General features: G+C 66.3%; 15 protein-coding genes. 8 read left to right on the top strand and 7 right to left on the bottom strand.

Going from position 1 to position 18354, the window contains the following annotated elements; all coding sequences use genetic code 11:
* Nucleotides 1–7: 7 nt before the first annotated feature.
* Nucleotides 8–943, top strand: coding sequence for an LLM class F420-dependent oxidoreductase (locus IU452_RS08175; RefSeq protein WP_195108354.1), 936 nt, complete (start codon nucleotides 8–10; stop codon nucleotides 941–943).
* Between the two features lie 163 nt (nucleotides 944–1106).
* On the opposite strand, the gene IU452_RS08170 is transcribed toward IU452_RS08175, so the two are convergent.
* Both IU452_RS08170 and IU452_RS08165 read right to left on the bottom strand, forming a co-directional pair.
* Nucleotides 1107–3407, bottom strand: coding sequence for an MMPL family transporter (locus IU452_RS08170; RefSeq protein ID WP_195108353.1), 2301 nt, complete (start codon nucleotides 3405–3407; stop codon nucleotides 1107–1109).
* Nucleotides 3408–3567: 160 nt separating this feature from the next.
* The gene (locus tag IU452_RS08165) at nucleotides 3568–5925 is read right to left on the bottom strand and encodes an MMPL family transporter (protein WP_195108352.1); all 2358 of its coding nucleotides are present in this window, start codon (nucleotides 5923–5925) and stop codon (nucleotides 3568–3570) included.
* Nucleotides 5926–6131: 206 nt separating this feature from the next.
* Here IU452_RS08165 and IU452_RS08160 point away from each other — a divergent pair, with 206 nt between their 5' ends.
* The 5 genes from IU452_RS08160 to tgt all read left to right on the top strand — a co-directional run bounded on the left by IU452_RS08160 (nucleotide 6132) and on the right by tgt (nucleotide 12233).
* Nucleotides 6132–6764, top strand: a complete 633-nt coding sequence (locus IU452_RS08160) for a TetR/AcrR family transcriptional regulator (RefSeq protein ID WP_195108351.1) — start codon at nucleotides 6132–6134, stop codon at nucleotides 6762–6764.
* Complete coding sequence (locus IU452_RS08155) at nucleotides 6748–7221, top strand: RrF2 family transcriptional regulator (protein WP_195108350.1); 474 nt, start codon at nucleotides 6748–6750, stop codon at nucleotides 7219–7221. Before IU452_RS08160 ends, IU452_RS08155 begins: the two co-directional genes overlap by 17 nt.
* A gap of 64 nt (nucleotides 7222–7285) precedes the next feature.
* The gene (locus IU452_RS08150) at nucleotides 7286–9022 is read left to right on the top strand and encodes an ABC transporter ATP-binding protein (RefSeq protein WP_195108349.1); all 1737 of its coding nucleotides are present in this window, start codon (nucleotides 7286–7288) and stop codon (nucleotides 9020–9022) included.
* Nucleotides 9019–10965, top strand: a complete 1947-nt coding sequence (locus IU452_RS08145) for an ABC transporter ATP-binding protein (protein WP_228817047.1) — start codon at nucleotides 9019–9021, stop codon at nucleotides 10963–10965. Before IU452_RS08150 ends, IU452_RS08145 begins: the two co-directional genes overlap by 4 nt.
* A 23-nt stretch (nucleotides 10966–10988) precedes the next feature.
* Complete coding sequence (gene tgt, locus IU452_RS08140) at nucleotides 10989–12233, top strand: tRNA guanosine(34) transglycosylase Tgt (RefSeq protein ID WP_195108348.1); 1245 nt, start codon at nucleotides 10989–10991, stop codon at nucleotides 12231–12233.
* A 36-nt stretch (nucleotides 12234–12269) separates the two neighbouring features.
* Here tgt and IU452_RS08135 read toward each other — a convergent pair whose 3' ends face one another.
* A complete protein-coding gene (locus tag IU452_RS08135; protein ID WP_195108347.1) occupies nucleotides 12270–13043 on the bottom strand; it encodes a queuosine precursor transporter in 774 nt (257 codons plus the stop codon).
* Between the two features lie 49 nt (nucleotides 13044–13092).
* Between IU452_RS08135 and IU452_RS08130 the strand changes: the two genes are divergently transcribed.
* On the top strand, nucleotides 13093–13608 hold the full coding sequence (locus tag IU452_RS08130; protein WP_195108346.1) for a DUF4190 domain-containing protein: 516 nt from the start codon (nucleotides 13093–13095) through the stop codon (nucleotides 13606–13608).
* A 168-nt stretch (nucleotides 13609–13776) separates the two neighbouring features.
* On the opposite strand, the gene IU452_RS08125 is transcribed toward IU452_RS08130, so the two are convergent.
* Genes IU452_RS08125 through IU452_RS08115 form a run of 3 tightly spaced genes read right to left on the bottom strand, consistent with a single transcriptional unit; the run spans nucleotide 13777 to nucleotide 16031 of the window.
* On the bottom strand, nucleotides 13777–14535 hold the full coding sequence (locus IU452_RS08125; protein ID WP_195108345.1) for an RDD family protein: 759 nt from the start codon (nucleotides 14533–14535) through the stop codon (nucleotides 13777–13779).
* A 47-nt stretch (nucleotides 14536–14582) separates the two neighbouring features.
* Complete coding sequence (gene gluQRS / locus IU452_RS08120; protein ID WP_195108344.1) at nucleotides 14583–15533, bottom strand: tRNA glutamyl-Q(34) synthetase GluQRS; 951 nt, start codon at nucleotides 15531–15533, stop codon at nucleotides 14583–14585.
* A gap of 27 nt (nucleotides 15534–15560) precedes the next feature.
* Nucleotides 15561–16031 (bottom strand): DUF309 domain-containing protein, encoded by a 471-nt coding sequence (locus tag IU452_RS08115; protein ID WP_195108343.1) that lies wholly within the window; start codon nucleotides 16029–16031, stop codon nucleotides 15561–15563.
* Nucleotides 16032–16419: 388 nt separating this feature from the next.
* Here IU452_RS08115 and IU452_RS08110 point away from each other — a divergent pair, with 388 nt between their 5' ends.
* Entirely contained in the window at nucleotides 16420–16629 is a 210-nt protein-coding gene (locus IU452_RS08110; RefSeq protein ID WP_324192497.1) for a DUF397 domain-containing protein, read from the top strand.
* Nucleotides 16630–16700: 71 nt separating this feature from the next.
* Here the strand turns inward: IU452_RS08110 and IU452_RS08105 are convergent, their stop codons facing one another.
* On the bottom strand, nucleotides 16701–18323 hold the full coding sequence (locus IU452_RS08105; protein WP_195108341.1) for a cytochrome b: 1623 nt from the start codon (nucleotides 18321–18323) through the stop codon (nucleotides 16701–16703).
* Nucleotides 18324–18354: the final 31 nt, after the last annotated feature.

Here is an 18354-nt window from a genome sequence, read left to right as displayed (position 1 = left end):
GTCTTTTGTGGAACTAAGGATCTTCACCGAACCTCAGCAAGGCGCAACCTACGACGACCTCCTGCGGGTCGCGAAGACGACCGAGGACGCGGGCTTCGACGCGTTCTTCCGTTCCGACCACTATCTGAAGATGGGCGGGGTGTCCGGCCTGCCCGGCCCCACCGACGCCTGGATCACCCTGGCCGGTCTGGCCCGGGAGACCTCTCGGATCCGGCTGGGCACGCTGGTCACCGCCGCCACCTTCCGGCACCCGTCGGTGCTGGCCATCTCGGTGGCGCAGGTGGATCAGATGTCCGGCGGCCGGGTCGACTTCGGCTTCGGCGCGGGCTGGTACGACGACGAACACACCGCCTATGGCATTCCGCTGCCGGAGGTGAAGGAGCGGTTCGACCGTTACGCCGAGCAGTTGGAGATCATCACCGGCCTGTGGGAGACGAAGGAGGGCGAGACCTTCGACTTCGCGGGTAAGCACTACAGGCTGACCGACTCACCCGCCCTGCCCAAGCCTGCCCAGAGCCCCCGGCCGCCGGTGATCATCGGCGGTGCCGGGAAGAAGCGCACGCCCGCGCTGGCCGCCCGCTTCGCCCAGGAGTTCAACCTGCCGTTCGTCGATCCCGCCACCGCCGCAGCACAATTCGAGCGGGTCGCCGCGGCCGCCCGGGAGATCGGCCGCGACCCGAACGAGATCATCCGTTCGGCCGCCCAGGTGCTGTGCGTGGGCCGCGACGATGCCGAGGTGGCCCGCCGCGCCGCCGCCATCGGCCGCGAGGTCGACGAGCTGAAGCAGAACGGCTTGGCCGGTACCCCCGCCGAGGTCGTCGACAAGATCGGCCGCTACCGCGAGGAGACCGGCATCACCCGCCTGTACCTGCAGGTCCTGGACCTGGCCGACCTGGATCACCTGGAACTGGTCGCGGCGGAGGTTGCGCCGAAGCTGGGGTGATCCCGGCGCAAAAAGCGCGCCGGGATGACGAGGGCGAGGGCGCCGGGATGACGAGGGCGAGGGCGCCGGGATGACGAGGGCGAGCGCGCCGGGATGACGAGCGGTGAGCGCGCCGGGATGACGAGCGGTGAGCGCGTCGTCATTCCGGCTGCTTTCGCCGGAATCACCCGACCGACACCGGTTCCTGCCGACGCTCCTCCCGGAGCTCCCGCAGCCTGGCCCCCTCCACGTCGATATCGGGCACGATCCTGCTCAGCCATCCCGGAATCCACCACGCCGCCCTGCCCATCAGGACCAGCAGCGACGGGATCAGCACCATGCGCACGAGGAAGGCGTCGAACAGCACACCGGCGGCCAGCGCGAAGCCCATGGATTTGGCGGTGACGTCGGATTCCAGCAGGAACGAGCCGAACACCGAGATCATGATGATCGCCGCGGAGGTGACCACGCGGGCACCGTGGTGGTAGCCCTTGATCATGGCCTCGGTCGGCGGCTCGCCGTGCACGAACTCCTCCCGCATGCGGGTCACCAGGAACACCTGGTAGTCCATGGCGAGCCCGAAGACCAAGCCGATCAACATGATCGGCAGGAAGCTGACGATCGGGCGCGGCTCGTCCACGAGCCCGAACTTGCCCTCCTGGAAGATCAGCACGGTCGCGCCGAAGGTGGCCGCCATCGAGAGCAGGAAGCCCAGCGCCGCGGTCAGCGGCACCAGCACCGACCGGAACACCGCGATCAACAGCAGGAAGGCCGCACCCGCCACGATCGCCAGATACGGCAGGATCTTGCTGAGCAACGCATGATCGACATCGGCATAGATCGCGGTGAGACCCGTGATGCCGTAGGTCATTCCGAATTGCTGCCGCAGTCCGCTCTCAGCGTCGCGAGCATTGCGGACCAGATCCTTGGTGGCCTGGTCGTTCGGCCCGGTCTTGGGCACCGCGATCAGCAGCGCACCCTCCCCGTCCTGGCTGAACTGCGGTGCGGTCACGTAATCCATGCCCGAATATCCGGCCAGCTTGTCGTGCAGCGTTGTCATCGCGGCCTGCCGCTGAGACGGATCCACTTTCGTGAGGTCGGCAACCACCTGCAACTTGCCGTTGAAACCCTCGCCGAAGCCCGCGGTCTGCAGGTCGTAGGCCTTGCGGATCGTGGTCGACTTCGGCTGACTGTCCTCGCCCGGCAGCCCCAGGTGCAGATGCAGCGCGGGCGCGGCGAGCAGCCCGAGCACCACGATGCTCAACACCAGCGTCAACACCGGCACCCGGCCGATCACCCGCGCCACCCGCATGCCGTTGGTGACCGAGTTGTCGTCCTCCGGATCGTGCTGCGCGATCACCGGAAGCTTCGGCTTGAACAGCCACCGCCCGAACGCGCCGAGCAGCGCGGGCATCAGCGTGATCGCCGTCAGCACCGCGAATGCCGCCGCAATGGCACCGCCCAGGCCCATGAAGGTGAGGAAGCGAATATTCACGATCGCCAGCCCCACCAGTGCGATGATCACGGTGGCCCCGGCGAAGACGACGGCCGAACCCGCGGTCCCCAGTGCGGTTCCGGCCGCCTCCTCGGGTGAATCCTGCACGGCCAGTTCGTGTTTGTACCGCGAGACGATGAACAGCGCGTAGTCGATGGACAGCGCGATACCGATCATCGAGGCGAGGAAGGTCGTGAAGCTGGGCACCGACAGGAACGAGGTGCCCAGGAAGATCACCGACATCGCCGCGCTCAGCCCGAACAGCGCGGTGATGATCGGCACGAAGGCGGCCACGATCGCGCCGAACGCCACGATCATCACCACCAGCGCCACGCCCATGCCGATCATCTCGGCCTTACCGCTGGGCTGCTGCTGTTCCATGGCGATGGTGCCGCTCACCTCGACGGTGAGTCCGGCGTGGCGGGCCTCGTCGGCGACGTCGTAGGCGGCCTTGCGATCGTCGGCGGTGACGTCGGTGATCTCCTTGATCGTGAACGGAACCGTCAGCACCGCAACCGTATCCGGCTCGGTCTTGTTCAGCACGTTCAATGGTGCGTTGCTGCAACGGGAGACGAACTCGCTCGCGGTGCGATCCGGTGCCAGGCAGCCCAGCTGTTCGGTCGCGGCGATCGGGTCGGCCAGCGGCTTGCCGTGGTCGACGATCCCCAGCCCGTCCAGTTTGCCGATCAGCCCCTGGATCGCCGCATGGTTCGCCGGGTCGGTCAGCCGCTGCCCGGCGGGCGCGGCGATCACGTAGGTGCCGGTGACCGCGCCGAACTGCAGTGACTGGGACATGCCCGGGAAGTGCCGGTCGAGGATGTCGGTGGCCCGCTGCGACGGCAGGTTCGGGATGGAGAAGTCGTTGGTCATCGGCTTCTTCAGCTGGGCCCCGAGGCCGCCGAGCACCAGGAACAGCACGATCCACACGGGCAGGACGATCCACTTCCGGCGAAAGGCGAACTTCCCCCACCTGTACAGATAGACGGACACGAGCATCTCCTAGCGGTCGCGGGATCGAGCCTGGAGAGCAACACTTCGAGTCTGCTGTCTAGTTGCTACAAGATCAAGAGGTCATGCCACGGACCGACCGAAAACGGGCTGGACCCCACCCGAGAACGGGTGGGGTCCAGCATTTTCGTTCCGAACGGAATTAGCCGACGGGCATCGGGTCCTTGTCCGCGGCCGCGTCGCGGTCGCGTTGCTGCAGCTCGCGCAGCTTGCTGCCCTCGACGTCGATATCGGGCAGGATGCGGTCGAGCCACTTCGGGATCCACCACGACCACTTGCCCATCAGCACCAGCAGCGACGGAATCAGCACCATCCGGACCACGAAGGCATCCAGCAGCACACCGGCCGCCAGCGCGAAGCCCATCGACTTCGCGGTGACATCGGTTTCCAGGATGAAGCCGCCGAAGACCGAGATCATGATGATCGCGGCGGAGGTGACCACGCGGGCGCCGTGGTGGTAGCCGCTGACCACCGCCTCGGTCGGCGACTTGCCGTGCATGTACTCCTCGCGCATGCGGGTCACCAGGAACACCTGGTAGTCCATGGCCAGGCCGAACACCAGGCCGATCAACATGATCGGCAGGAAGCTGACCAGCGGATGCGGATCCTGGATCAGGCCGAGCTTGCCCTGCTGGAAGATCAGCACGGTGGCGCCGAAGGTCGCCGCCATGGACAGCAGGAAGCCCAGCGCCGCCGTCAGCGGCACCAGAATCGAGCGGAACACCAGCACCAGCAGGATGAAGGCGGCCGCCGCCACGATCGCCATATACGGAGCGATCTTGCTCAGCAGCGCATGGGAGACGTCGGCGTAGATGGCGGTGGTGCCGGTGATGCCGTACTCCATGCCGTATTTGGCCTTGAACTCGCCCTCGGCGTCGCGGGCGTGCTGCACCAGGTCCTGGGTCGCGGTGTTGTTCGGACCCGATTTGGGCACCGCCATCAGCCGCGCGCCGGTGCTGTGCTCGAAATCGTCGGCGTGGGTCTGCGGGTCCACGACGTTGGTCAGTGCCGCGGTGACGTAGTCCATGCCGTCGTAGGAGCCCAGCTTGTCGCGCAGTTCGGTGACCGCGGCCTGGCGCTGTTTGGCGGGCACATTGGTGAGGTCGGCGACGACGGTCAGGATGCCGTTGCTGCCCTCACCGAACCCGGCCGTGCGCAGGTCGTAGGCCTTGCGGATGGTCGAGGTCGTGGGCTGGCTGTCGTCGCCGGGCAGGCCGAGCGACAGTTTGGCCGCCGGCGCGGCGAGCACGCCGAGCACCAGGATGCTCAGCACCAGCGTCACCGCGGGGAACCGGCCGATCAGGCGGCCGAACCGCATGCCGCCCGTGACCGACTTCGGATCCTCGGGATCGTGCTTGGCCACCAGCGGCAGCTTCGGCTTGAACAGGAACCGGCCGAAGGCGCCCATCAGCGCGGGCAGCAGCGTCAGCGCCACCAGGATGGCGAAGGCCGCGGCGATCGCGCCGCCCAGACCCATCCAGGTGAGGAAGTTGATGCGCACGATGCTCAGGCCGCACAGCGCGATGATCACGGTCATGCCCGCGAACACCACCGCCGACCCGGCGGTGCCGATGGCGATACCGGCCGCCTCCTCGGGCGAATCCTGCACGGCCAGTTCGTGTTTGTACCGCGAGACGATGAACAGCGCGTAGTCGATGGACAGCGCGATGCCGATCATCGACGCCAGAATCATGGTGAAGCTCGGGATATCGATGGCCGCGGTGCCCATCATGATCAGCGCCGACGCCGAGCCCACGCCGACGATGCCGGTGAGGATGGGCACGAAGGCGGCGATGAGCGCGCCGAAGGCGATCATCATGACGATGAACGCGACGATGTAGCCGATCATCTCGGCCTTACCGCTCGAGGCCATCTGCTGCATGGCGATGGTGCCGCTCAGCTCGACCGTCAGTCCGGCCTTGCGCGCATCGTCGGCGACGTTGTGGGCGAGGTCGCGATCGGCGTCGGTGACGTCGGTGAATTTCGCGATCTTGAACGGCACCTGGACGAATGCCACGGTATCCGCCGGGGCGGTGCCCTTACCGAGCACGTTCAGCGGCGCAAGGCTGCAGCGCGCGGGGAAGCCGGGATCGTTGCGATCGCCGGTGAGGCAGCCCATCTGGACCGTCGCATCGATCGGGCTCACCACCGGCGGCTTGCTGTGGTCGACGATATCGAGGGAATTCAGCTTCTGGACCAGAGCGTCGACGGCGGCCTTGTTCCCCGGATCGGTGAGCTTCTGCCCGGCGGGCGCGCCGATCACGTAGGTGCCGGTGACGGCGTCGAATTTGAAGGCGGCCGAGGCGCCCGGGAACTGCTTGTCGAGGATGTCGGTGGCCCGCTGCGACGGCAGGTTGGGCATCGAGAAGTCGTCGGTTGTCGGCTTCTTCATGCTGACGCCGAGCCCGCCGACCACCAGGAATATCAACAACCAGACCGGTAGCACTATCCATTTCCGGCGGAAGGCGAATTTGCCCCACCGGTAGAGGTATACGGACACGAGGGGATCTCCTAGCGATAGCTGGTTCGTGTGCTGAATTCAGGCCTCGGAGACAGCACTTTGCGGCCGCCCTGCACGCGAACCGCCTCCACATCACGCTTTCTGCCTACCGTGCGGTAGGTAGACTACCGACGGGTAAGCGGAGGAACAACCTCTGTTCTCGGGCCCTCGGCGGCCCGGCCGCAGGGTGATGAGAGGATCGTCGAATGAGCGTCCGAAGTACTTCCGGAACCGTTGCCGCAGGTGGAGGCACCAAGGAGGCGATCCGGGAGGCTGCGGTTCGGTTATTTTCCAGTAAAGGATTCGATCAGACGAGCCTGCGCGAGGTCGCAGATGCGGTCGGAATCACAAAAGCCTCGCTCTACTATCACTACGCCTCGAAACTGGATCTGCTGCTGGCGATCATCGAGCCGATCTTCGACGATCTGCAGGCCGTGGTCCACGACGCCGAGCAGAGGACCTACGGACCCGACACCGCCCGGGAGGTGCTCACCGGCCAGCTGCGGGTCCTGCTGCGGCACCGCACCGCCGGTGCGATGTGCGTGCGCGACGCCGTGGCCATCGTCAACGCCATCGGCAACAGCCGCTATCCGGACATCAGCGATATGCATCGGCGGCTGTGCCACTGGCTGGCCGGTCCGGACGCTTCGTACGAGGCGCTGCTGCGCGCCAGTGCCGCCGTCGAAGTGCTGGGCACCGTGCTGTGGTCGAACGAAATCGTGCCCGCCGCCGATGACGAGCTGATCGAGCGGGTGCTGCTGGACACCGCGCTCGGTGTGCTGGCCATCGGCGGTGGCGCCGAACTGGCGGCGGGGAGCGGCTGTGCACATCACGGCTAAGGTCGATTACGCGGTCCGGATTCTGCTGGAAATCGCGCGCGCGGAACCGAATTCGGTGAAGGCCGACACCATCGCCACCGCGCAGGCCATCCCGCCCAAGATCCTGGAATCGGCGGCGGCCGAACTGCGCCGCGCGGGCCTGGTGACCAGCCGTCGCGGACCCGACGGCGGCTACCGGCTGGCCCGACCGGCCGCCGCGATCAGCGTGGCCGACGTGATCCGCGCGGTGGAGGGGCCGCTGGCGTCGGTGCGGGGACAGCGGCCCGAGGACGTGACCTACGCGGGCGCGGCGCAGCCGCTGCAGCGGGTGTGGATCGCGCTGCGGGTCAATATCCGCTCGGTCCTCGAGCAGGTGTCGATCGCCGATATCGCCGCGGACGAGCTGCCGGAATTCGTCGAGGCGTTGACCACCGACCCGGGTGCGTGGGCCCGACGACCGGCTCCCGACGGCTCCTGATCGCGACAGGCCGACGGAAATGGTGGCGGCGCCCGTCACGGTTAGCCGGTAGCCTGCACGCATCATGCTGATCCGACTGCTGCGAACCTTTCTCGCCCCCTATCGCACTCAGCTGGCGGGCGTGGTTGTGCTACAGCTGATCTCGGTCATCGCGATGCTGTACCTACCGAGCCTGAATGCCGACATCATCGACAACGGCGTGACCAAGGGCGATGTCGGCTACATCTGGGCTACCGGTGGGTGGATGCTGCTGGTGTCCGGTGTCCAGATCCTCGCGTCGTTCTTCTCGGTGTATCTCGGCGCCCAGGCGGCAATGGGTGCGGGCCGCGATATGCGCGCGGCCCTGCTGCATCGCGTCGGCACCTTCTCCGCTCGCGAGGTGGGCATCTTCGGGGCGCCCTCGCTGATCACGCGCAACACCAACGATGTGCAACAGGTGCAGATGCTGGTGGTGATGAGCGTGACCATCCTGGTCATGGCGCCGATCATGTGTATCGGCGGCGTCGTCATGGCGTTGCGGGAGCATGCCGGATTGTCGTGGATCCTGCTGATCGCGGTGCCGGTGCTGGCGCTGGCCATGGGAGTGATCATCTCCCGGATGGTGCCCGGATTCCGCCGCATGCAGGAGCGCATCGACGCGGTGAACCGGGTGCTGCGCGAACAGATCACCGGTATCCGAGTGGTCCGGGCGTTCGTGCGGGAACGGCAGGAGACCTGGCGCTTCGGCGTCGCCAACTCCGAACTCACCGAGGCGTCGCTGTATGTGTGGCGACTGACGGTCCTGATGCTGCCCGCGGTCATGTTGATCAGCAACCTCACCACCGTGGCGGTGATCTGGTTCGGTGGCCACGCCATCGACGACGGCTCGATGCAGATCGGCTCGCTGACCGCGCTGCTGGCCTACATCATGCAGATCCTGATGGCCGTCATGATGGCCTCGATGCTGGCCATGCTGGCGCCGCGCGCGGCGGTGTCGGCCGAGCGCATCGGCGATGTGCTGGCGACCGAATCGTCGGTGACTCCGCCGCCGCTGCCGCAGCCGTTCGAATCCGATCCCGGCGAGGTGGAGGTGGCCTTCGCCGAGTTCAAATTTCCGGGCGCGGAAAAGCCGGTGCTGCGGGGGATTCGGTTCCGTGCCGAACCGGGCACGACCACCGCGATCGTCGGTTCCACCGGGTCGGGTAAGACCACCCTGATCAATTTGATCCCGCGGCTGATCGATGCCACCGACGGCGCGGTGTATGTCGGCGGCACCAATGTGCGCCATCTCGATCTGGAACTGCTGCGCAACCAGATCGGCCTGGTACCGCAGAAGGCGTATCTGTTCTCGGGCACGGTCGCCTCCAACCTGCGCTACGGCAATCCGGAGGCCACCGACGAGGAATTGTGGCGCTGCCTCGAGATCGCCCAGGCCGCCGACTTCGTGCGGGATATGCCGAACGGATTGGATACCGAAGTGGCACAGGGCGGTACGACGGTGTCGGGCGGTCAGCGCCAGCGCTTGGCCATTGCGCGGGCCCTGGTGCGCAAGCCCAAGATCTACCTGTTCGACGACTGCTTCTCCGCACTCGACGTCGCCACCGACGCCCGGGTACGCGAGGCATTGCGCCCGGAAGTCGCACAAGCCTCGGTGATCACGGTGGCACAGCGGATTTCGACGATTCGCGATGCCGATCAGATCGTCGTGCTCGAGGACGGGGAGATGGTCGGCCTCGGCACTCACGAGCAACTGCTGCGCGACTGCACCGAGTATCGGGAGATCGTGGAATCCCAGTTCAGCCCCGAGGAGGCGGCCCGATGACACAGGGTATGCCGCCGGCGGGTGCGCCCGGCACCAAGGCCAAGTCGTTCGGACCCTCACTGAAGCGGCTGCTGCGCCGATTCGCGCCCGAAAAGCCCTATCTCATAGCGATTTTCGTGCTCGCCGTCACGTCCGTCGTGCTGACCGTGCTGGGCCCGCAGATCCTCGGCAGGGCCACCAACCTGATCTTCGACGGTGTCGTCGGCAAGCAGCTCCCCCCGGGCGTGACCAAGGACCAGGCCGTCGCGGCGCTGCGGGAGCAGGGGCAGGACCGGCTGGCCGACATGCTCGGCGGGATGCATGTCATCCCCGGCGTGGGTGTGGATTTCGCCGCCGTCGGGCGGGTGCTGGTGCTCGCGCTGGTGCTGTATCTGTGTGCGGCGCTGTTCAGCTGGCTGCAGGGGTATCTGCTGATCTCGGTCATCAACCGCGCGATGAAGCGGCTGCGCGGCGAGATCGAGGACAAGATCCACCGGCTGCCGCTGAGCTATTTCGACTCCACACCACGCGGCGATGTGCTCTCGCGCGTCACCAATGATGTCGACAACGTGGCCCAGACCATGCAGCAGACGCTGAGTCAGCTGGTGGTATCGGTGCTGACCGTGGTCGGCATCCTGGTCATGATGTTCTGGATCTCGTGGCTGCTGGCGATCATCGCACTGCTCACGGTTCCGGTGGTGGTGGTCATGACCGCGGTCATCGCCACGCGGTCCAAACCGCACTTCGTCGATCAGTGGAAGTACACCGGCCTGGTCAATGCCCAGGTGGAGGAGGCCTGCACCGGCCACGAGGTGATCACCGCGTTCGGCCGCAACCGCGAGGTGGGCCGCGAATTCGACAAGCGCAACGATCGGCTCTACGAGGCCGGCTTCCGGGCGCAGTTCATCTCCGGGTTGATCATGCCGGTGATCATGTTCGTCGGGAACCTGAACTACGTGCTGATCGCGGTGGTCGGCGGTGTGCGGGTGGCCTCGGGCAATCTGTCGCTGGGCGAGGTGCAGGCGTTCATCCAGTACTCGCGCCAGTTCACCCAGCCGCTGACCCAGGTCGGCTCGATGATCAATCTGCTGCAGTCCGGCGTCGCCTCGGCCGAGCGGATCTTCGAGATCCTCGACGCCGAGGAGCAACTGCCCGATCCGGAGGTGGAGGATTCGCGGCCGGTCGATCGGGGCCGGGTCGAATTCGACTCTGTGTCGTTCCGCTACGAGCCGGACAAGCCGGTGATCGAGGAGCTGTCGCTGGTCGCCGAGCCCGGTCATGTGGTGGCGATCGTCGGGCCGACCGGTGCGGGCAAGACCACGCTGGTGAATCTGCTGGAACGGTTCTACGAGCTGGATTCCGGGCGTATCAGCATCGATGGTGTCGACATCACCCGCATCTCCCGCGACCACCTGCGGTCCCGCATCGGCATGGTGCTGCAGGACACCTGGCTGTTCGGCGGCACCATCCGCGACAACATCGCCTACGGCGACCCGAACGCCTCCGAGGAGGAGATCGTGGCCGCGGCCCGCGCCGCCTACGTCGACCGGTTCGTGCACGCGCTGCCGCACGGCTACGACACGGTCATCGACGAGGAGGGCGCCGGGGTCAGCGCCGGTGAGAAGCAGCTGATCACCATTGCCCGAGCGTTCCTGGCCAAGCCGTCGATCCTGATTCTCGACGAGGCCACCAGCTCGGTCGACACCCGCACCGAACTGCTGGTCCAACAGGCCATGGCCGCCCTGCGCCGCGACCGCACCAGTTTCGTCATCGCCCACCGTCTCTCGACGATCCGCGACGCCGACCTGATCGTGGTCATGGAATCCGGCCACATCGTGGAAACCGGCACCCACGACCAACTCCTAGCCGCCCACGGCCCCTACCACCGCCTCTACCGGTCCCAATTCGCCGGAGCGGCCGTGGACCAGGACCTGGTCGACGAGGAACCGGTCGACGCGGTGTAGCCCTGGCCTGGCAATATTGCGGGGTGCCTGATCCGTCGTCGTTCCAGTTCGAAGTCACCACCCGCCTCGAAGGACGGCACGGTCGATCAGGGGTGATCACCACCCCGCACGGCATCATCGAGACCCCCGCATTCATCCCCGTCGGCACCAAGGCGACGGTCAAGGCGGTGCTGCCCGAAACGATGGCCGAACTCGGTGCGCAGGCGCTGCTGGCCAATGCCTATCACCTGTATCTGCAGCCGGGGCCCGACATCGTGGACGAGGCGGGTGGCCTGGGCAGGTTCATGAACTGGCCGGGCCCGACCTTCACCGACAGCGGCGGCTTCCAGGTGATGTCGCTGGGCGTCGGCTTCAAGAAGGTGCTGGCAATGGAGGCCGTCGGCGTGCAGAGCGACGACGTGATCGCCAAGGGTAAGGAGCGCCTGGCCGTCGTCGACGACGACGGTGTCACCTTCCGGTCCCACCTCGACGGTTCTCCGCACCGGTTCACTCCGGAGGTGTCGATGGGCATCCAGCATCGGCTGGGCGCCGACATCATGTTCGCCTTCGACGAGCTGACCACCCTGCTGAACACCCGTGGCTACCAGGAGAAATCGTTGCAGCGCACGCACGAGTGGGCGCAGCGCTGCATCGACGAGCACGAGCGGCTGACCGGCGAGCGCGCGCACCGCCCGTATCAGGCGCTGTTCGCGGTGATCCAGGGCGCCCAGTACGAGGACCTGCGCCGCAAGGCATGTCGCGACCTGGACGCGATGCGCGGGCGCGGCGGAACGGGATTCGACGGATACGGCATCGGCGGTGCCCTCGAGAAGCACAACCTGGGCACCATCGTCGGCTGGTGCTGCGATGAGCTGCCCGAGGACAAGCCGCGGCATCTGCTGGGCATCAGCGAACCCGAGGACATGTTCGTCGCGGTGGAGAACGGCGCGGACACTTTCGACTGCGTCAACCCGTCGCGGGTCGCCCGCAACGCCGCCATCTATGTGGCCGAGGGCCGGTTCAACATCAACACCAGCCGCTTCCGCCGCGACTTCACCCCGATCGACGAGACCTGCGACTGCTACACCTGCGCCCACTACACCCGCGCCTACATCCACCACCTGTTCAAGGCCAAGGAGATGCTCGCCTCCACCCTGTGCACCATCCACAACGAGCGTTTCACCGTCCGCCTGGTCGACGACATCCGCGCCAGCATCGAGGGCGGCTACTTCGACGAGTTCAAGGCCGAATTCCTCGGCAGGTGGAAGGGACGCATCCAGAGCCCCTGAGCATCTCCTTCTTTTCCGGCGTGCTTTCGGCCGGAATCAGCTGTAGATCGCCGGCCGGTCCAGCGGTGCGTAGCTGGTCTCGCGCTTCTTCAGGTACCCGATCACCCGGTAGCTGATCGGCAGGACGAAGACCTCGACCAGGGTCTTCCAGAGGAAGCCCACGATCACGTAGTTGATGAACGCGCCCCAGGTGTCGATCCCGATGGCGGTCGCCGCGATCGAACAGAACACCAGGGTGTCACCGAATTCCCCGGCGACGGTCGAGCCGAGCAGGCGGGCCCACAGGTGCTTCTCCTTGGTGCGTTCCTTGATCAGCACCAGGGTCATGGAATTGAGGAACTGGCCGATGACGTACCCGGCGAGCCCGGCGGCCACCAGCTGCGGGGTGGTGCCGACCACCGTGCGGAAGGCGGCCTGATTTTCATAGAAGTCGGCGGCCGGCAGTTCGATGGCGATCCAGAAACAGACCACCATCAATGCCAGCATGCCGAAGCCGTAGTAGATGGTGCGCCGGGCCGCGCGGAAGCCGTAAACCTCGCTCAACACATCGCCGATGACATAGGCGAGGGGGAATAGGAAGAATGCGCCGTCCGTGGTGATCGGCAGGATGTCGATCGGTCCGAGCGAGAGGTGCTCGCCGCGGAAAAATTGAACGCCCTTGGTGGCGCAGATGTTGGAAATCATCAGGGTGGCCGTGAACAACGTCACGATCAAGGTGAACGGTCCCCCCGCGGCCCGTGCGAATGCTGCATGTTCGGCCGCGGGGCGCCCAGACTCCCCGGACCGTGCCGATTGCTTGGTCTTACTCACGAGGTCTGGACGATACCGGCACCCGCCCGATGTGGAATAGGCTGAGGCAATGACGAATCCCGGCGATTCCGACGAGTGGTGGAAGCAATACGGCGGTGAAGGGGTGTCCTCCGAGTCCGGCGGCCACGCGTCGGTACCGCCCCCGCCGCCGTCGGCGCCGCCCGCGGGCTACTCCTCCACGCCGAACTATCAGGCGCAGCCGGTCACGCCGCCTCCGCAGCAGCAGTATCCGGGCTATCCGCAGCCACCGGCCCAGCCCTACGGCCAACCGGCGTACCCGTATCCCGGTGCGACGCCGTATCAGCCGTACGGCTACCCCCAGCAACAGGGCACCAACGGCCTTGCGATCGGCGCGCTGATCGCGGCCGTGGCGGGCTTCTTCACCTGCGGCGCCGGCATGGTCGTCGCGCTCATCCTCGGACCGATCGCGTTGAACCAGATCAAGCAGACCGGCCAGGACGGCCGCGGCATGGCCCTCGCCGGCATCTGGATCAGCGCCATCGCCATCGGCCTGTCCATCCTCTGGTTCATCGTCATGCTCGCCATCGGCACCACCACCAGCTGACCCGGACAAACAGCAAGGGGCGCACTCCATCCGAGTGCGCCCCTGACCATCCCGACATTTCGCACCCCGCCGTCCCGGCAGCCCCGCTACCCGTCATCCCGGCAGCCCCGCTACCCGTCATCCCGGCAGCCCCCACTACCCGTCATCCCGGCCTGTTCTTGGCCGGGATCACATCTTGACGACCTGGGTGCCGCCCGCGAACTTGTCGTGCCAGCCCTGCTTGTTCGGGTCTTGGGAGATGGTGACGCCGTTGACGATTGCCATGACGAATCCGGCGACCGGACCGAGGCACGGGATGATGTACAGGGCCGCATACAGATTGCGCCGCAGCGAGACCTCGGGGGTCAGCTTCGCCGCCCCGCCCGGCGCGACCACGCGCAGACCGACCATCTTCTTCCCGATGGTCGTTCCCCGGGAGGTCTCCATCGCCACGAAGTACCCGGCGTAGGCCAGGCCCAGCAGCGGCATCGCGATGCCGTAGAAGAACCAGAAGCTGCCGCCGAAGACCACGGTGAGGATCATGATCACGATCATCATCGGAACGCTCACGATGAGGCCGTCGATCAGGCGCGCCCCGAACCGGCTGCCCAGATCACCCGGCGCGGTGCCGGGCGGAACGTTCGGCTGCCCGAAGTGCGGCTGCCCGTAAGGCTGTCCGTACTGCTGCTGCCCGAATTGCTGCTGTCCGTAGGCGTCCTGCGGTTGCCCGTACGGTTGCTGGCCGTATCCAGGCTGCTGCCCGTAGGCGGTCTGCTGGCCGTAGGGCTGTCCGCCGGGTGGGTACTGCTGCCCGTATGGTTGCTGTCCGTAGGGCTGCTGGGCGTACTGCCCCGGGCCCGGATACGGCTGGCCGCCTTGCGGATACGGCTGGCCGTATGTTTGCCCGCCCTGCGGATACTGGTTGGGGTCGTACCCACCACTGGTCATCTACTGTCCTCGTGAAATGCTCGTAGGTGTCGCGACGCCTGCGTACCTTACGGATTTCCGGTGAATTGCACCACGTCGACGGCATCGAAGATCCAGGGCTCGCGCGGCAGATCCTCCGGCCGGAACTCGGCCAGCAGCTCGGCGGGATCGGTCGCGGTGTAGCCTAGCGATCCGGCCAGCATCGCGAACACCTGCCGCGGCGCCTCGCCCATGGCCAGCCGATCGGCGAGGGTGACGGCGCCGTCCCGCTTGGCCAGCCGCTTGTTCTCCCGGTTGAGCACAAGGGGGACGTGCGCGTATCGCGGCGCCGGCAGGCCGAGCAAGGTCGCCAGATAGGCCTGCCGCGGTGTGGACGGCAGCAGGTCGTCACCGCGGACCACCTGGTCGATGCCCTGATCGGCGTCGTCGACCACGACCGCGAGGTTGTAGGCGGGAATGCCGTCGCCGCGGCGCAGCACGAAATCGTCCACCACGCCCCGATAGCGCCCGTGGAGTTCGTCGACGATCTCGAATTCGGTTGTCTGCGACCGTAATCGCAGCGCGGCGGGCCGTCCCTCGGCGCGGCGGGCGGCACGCTCGGCGTCGGTGAGATCGCGACACGTGCCCGGGTAGGCGCCCATCGGTCCGTGCGGCGCCGTCGCGGCCTGCTGAATTTCCCTTCGAGTGCAATAGCACTCGTAGGTCGCGCCGGCCGCGGTCAGCCGGTCGATGGCGGCATGATGCAGGGCCTGGCGCTCCGATTGCCGCGCGACCGGGCCGTCCCAGTCCAGGCCGATCGCGGCCAGATCGGCCAGCTGCCGTTCCGCGGCCCCTGCGCGGACCCGGTCGAGGTCCTCGATCCGCATCAGGAAGGCGCGTCCGGTCGAGCGGGCGAACAGCCACGCCAGCAGGGCGGTGCGCAGATTACCCAGATGCAGATCACCCGAGGGGCTGGGGGCGAAGCGACCCGCGCCGACCGGACGCACCGGTGGCTGTTTCGGGGCAACATCGTGAGGCATATCCGCCCATCGTACGGATCATCCTGTTCAGCCCCGTAGACGTGGCCGTAGCCGCTCCTCCGGAATGTCGTGCCCGGCGGCGAGATCGTCCAGCAGCTTCTCCGCATGTGCCACCAGACCTGGGCCATCAATGCCGTACGGGGTCGGACCGGCGGCGCTGAGGCGGCCTGCCGCGCGTTCCAGCAGGATGCGGGCCCCCTTCGGATTACCGCGCTGCACATGCGTGAGGCCGACGGCATACTGCGCCAGCCCCTGCCACAGCATCCTTTCGGCGAACGGCCCGTTCTTCCATGCCGCCTCGAGCACCTCGTGGGCATGGAAGGCGAGGCCGTCGTCGAGCAGCCGCTGGGCGTAGTCCAGGGTCTGCTCCGGCGGCAGGTCCAGATCCTCGGGAATCCGCTCGACGCCCGCGCTTCCTGGCGGAAGCGGGCGTCCCAGGCGGTCCCTGGGTCGGGCATTTCGGGCGCGTCCGGCCTCGTCTCGATCACGTTCGACCACGACACCATGATCCCTGTCCGCCGGGAGAGGTGAAATGCCGGATCCGGTGGGGTAGTACGACCGTACGCAATTGTTTCGCGCGAAACAGTTTGCCGCCGTACCGGTACTTGCGGTCCGCAATAGTTCCGCAAACAATTGTCCGTTACGGGACTTATGGGATTCGCATGATTGAAAACGAAAACATCACAGCGCCCGATTGCGGAAACCTGCTAGTGTGCAGATCGGGGACAAACCCCCACCAAGTGCACTAAGTGGACGTGCACAGCGAATGCACAGTGCGCAGGAGCAACGGGCGCATTGCGAGATTGGACGCTCTTCGTCCATCTCATCGCCAGTACCAACCATGCCAGGAATATCTCGCTCTCGACGCAGCAAAGGAGCTAGTGCCGTGAAGATTGATTACAGCGGTGCCGTGTGGCGTAAGAGTAGACACAGCGGTCCCGACGGGAACTGCGTGGAGGTGGCGTTTCTCGGGGACGGCAATGTCGCAGTACGCGATACCAAGGACCGTGGAACCGGTCCGGTGTTGGCATTCACCCCAGGGGAGTGGGATGCGTTCGTCTCGGGGGTGACTCGAGGGGGACTCGGGCGGGCCTGATCGGTCGCGCGAGTCAGGCAAATCGGGCCCCGAGTCGAAGCGACTCGGGGCCTTCGCGATTCGGTGAGAAACTACTCGTCGGTACGCTGGTAATTCCGCAACACAGCCAGCTGTTCGTGCTCCTGCGCGCGTTCGATGGCACGCAACTGTTCGTTCTCGGCGGGCGGATCAGGGCGCAGGAAACTGCCGGTGCCCGGTTTGCCGGACAGGCCCAGCTGGTTCAATTTCTTCGGAATCGCGGCGCCCTGGTATTCGAGCGGGATCGGGTGACCGTGGCTGTCGACCGGCCCCAGCGGCTGGTGGATCTCGATGTATTCCCCGTGCGGCAGCCGGCGCACGATGCCGGTTTCGATACCGTGCTCCAGCACCGCGCGATCGCTGCGCTGCAAAGCGATGCACAGCCGGTAGGCGAGGAAGTAGGCCAGCGGCGGCGCGAGCAGCAGGGCGATGCGGAAGGCCCAGGTCGTCGCGTTGAGCGAGATGTCGAACTTGAACGCGATGATGTCGTTGACGCAGGCCAGCGTCAGCACCACGTAGAACGTCAGCGACATGGCGCCGATCGCGGTCCGCACCGGCACATCCCGGGGCCGTTGCAGCAGGTTGTGATGCGCGTCGTCCTTGGTGAGCCGTCTCTCGATCCAGGGGTAGGCGATCAGCAGCGCGAAGATGATCGGCATCATGATCGCGACCGAGACCGAGCCCGGAATGGTGTGCCCGAATACATAGCCTTCCCAGGGCGGGAACAGGCGTAGCCAACCATCGGTCCACATCATGTAGAAGTCGGGCTGGGTGCCCGCCGAAACCTGTGCCGGGTTGTAGGGACCGAGGTTCCAGATGGGATTGATCTGCAACACCCCGCCCATGATCGCCAGCACGCCCAGTGTGAACATGAAGAACGCGGTCTGGTCGATGGAGAACACCGGCACGATCCGGTCGCCGATCACATTGCGCTCGGTGCGTGCCGGGCCGGGGAACTGGGTGTGCTTCTGGTACCAGACCAGGGCGATGTGCGCGCCGATCAGTGCCAGCATGATGCCCGGAAGCAACAGCACGTGGGCGATGTACAGGCGCGGGATGATGATATTGCCGGGGAAGTCGCCGTCGAACATCAGCCAGTGCAGCCAGGTGCCGATCACCGGCATGCCCAAGGTGATTCCGGAGAACGCGGCCCGCAGGCCGGTACCCGACAGCAGGTCGTCGGGCAGCGAGTAACCGAAGAAGCCCTCGAACATCGCGAGGATCAGCAGGATCGAGCCGATCACCCAGTTCGCCTCGCGCGGGCGGCGAAACGCGCCGGTGAAGAAGACCCGGCACAGGTGCACGATGATCGAGGCGGCGAAAAGCAATGCGGCCCAATGGTGTACCTGCCGTACGAACAGGCCGCCCCGCACTTCGAAGCTGATCTCCAGCGCCGACTCGTAGGCGCGCGACATGGTCACGCCGCGCAGCGGCTGGTAGACGCCGTTGTAGGCGACCTCGGTCATGGACGGGTCGAAGAACAGGGTCAGATAGACCCCCGACAGCAGCAACACGACGAAGCTGAACAGGGCGATCTCGCCGAGCAGGAACGACCAGTGGGTCGGAAAGACCTTGTTGATGGACCTTTTGAGGAACCCCGCGGCCTGATATCGGGCGTCGGCCGCATCGGCCCGCTCCGCCAGTTTGCGGCTTCTCACACCGTCTCGAGCTGCCATGGCAGTCACCCCGCCCGGGTTGAGGACTGGT

This window comes from Nocardia transvalensis, assembly GCF_015477765.1.
GTDB classification, from domain to species: domain Bacteria; phylum Actinomycetota; class Actinomycetes; order Mycobacteriales; family Mycobacteriaceae; genus Nocardia; species Nocardia transvalensis_A.
The sequence above is the reverse complement of the archived record's forward strand: the minus strand, read 5'-3'. Positions and strand labels throughout refer to the sequence as shown.

Coding starts and splice junctions, on each gene's coding strand:
- IU452_RS08160 (WP_195108351.1), top strand. CDS start 6,132: ATGAGCGTCCGAAGTACTTCCGGAACCGTTGCCGCAGGTGGAGGCACC.
- IU452_RS08150 (WP_195108349.1), top strand. CDS start 7,286: ATGCTGATCCGACTGCTGCGAACCTTTCTCGCCCCCTATCGCACTCAG.
- IU452_RS08145 (WP_228817047.1), top strand. CDS start 9,019: ATGACACAGGGTATGCCGCCGGCGGGTGCGCCCGGCACCAAGGCCAAG.
- IU452_RS08130 (WP_195108346.1), top strand. CDS start 13,093: ATGACGAATCCCGGCGATTCCGACGAGTGGTGGAAGCAATACGGCGGT.
- IU452_RS08125 (WP_195108345.1), bottom strand. CDS start 14,535: ATGACCAGTGGTGGGTACGACCCCAACCAGTATCCGCAGGGCGGGCAA.
- gluQRS (WP_195108344.1), bottom strand. CDS start 15,533: ATGCCTCACGATGTTGCCCCGAAACAGCCACCGGTGCGTCCGGTCGGC.
- IU452_RS08105 (WP_195108341.1), bottom strand. CDS start 18,323: ATGGCAGCTCGAGACGGTGTGAGAAGCCGCAAACTGGCGGAGCGGGCC.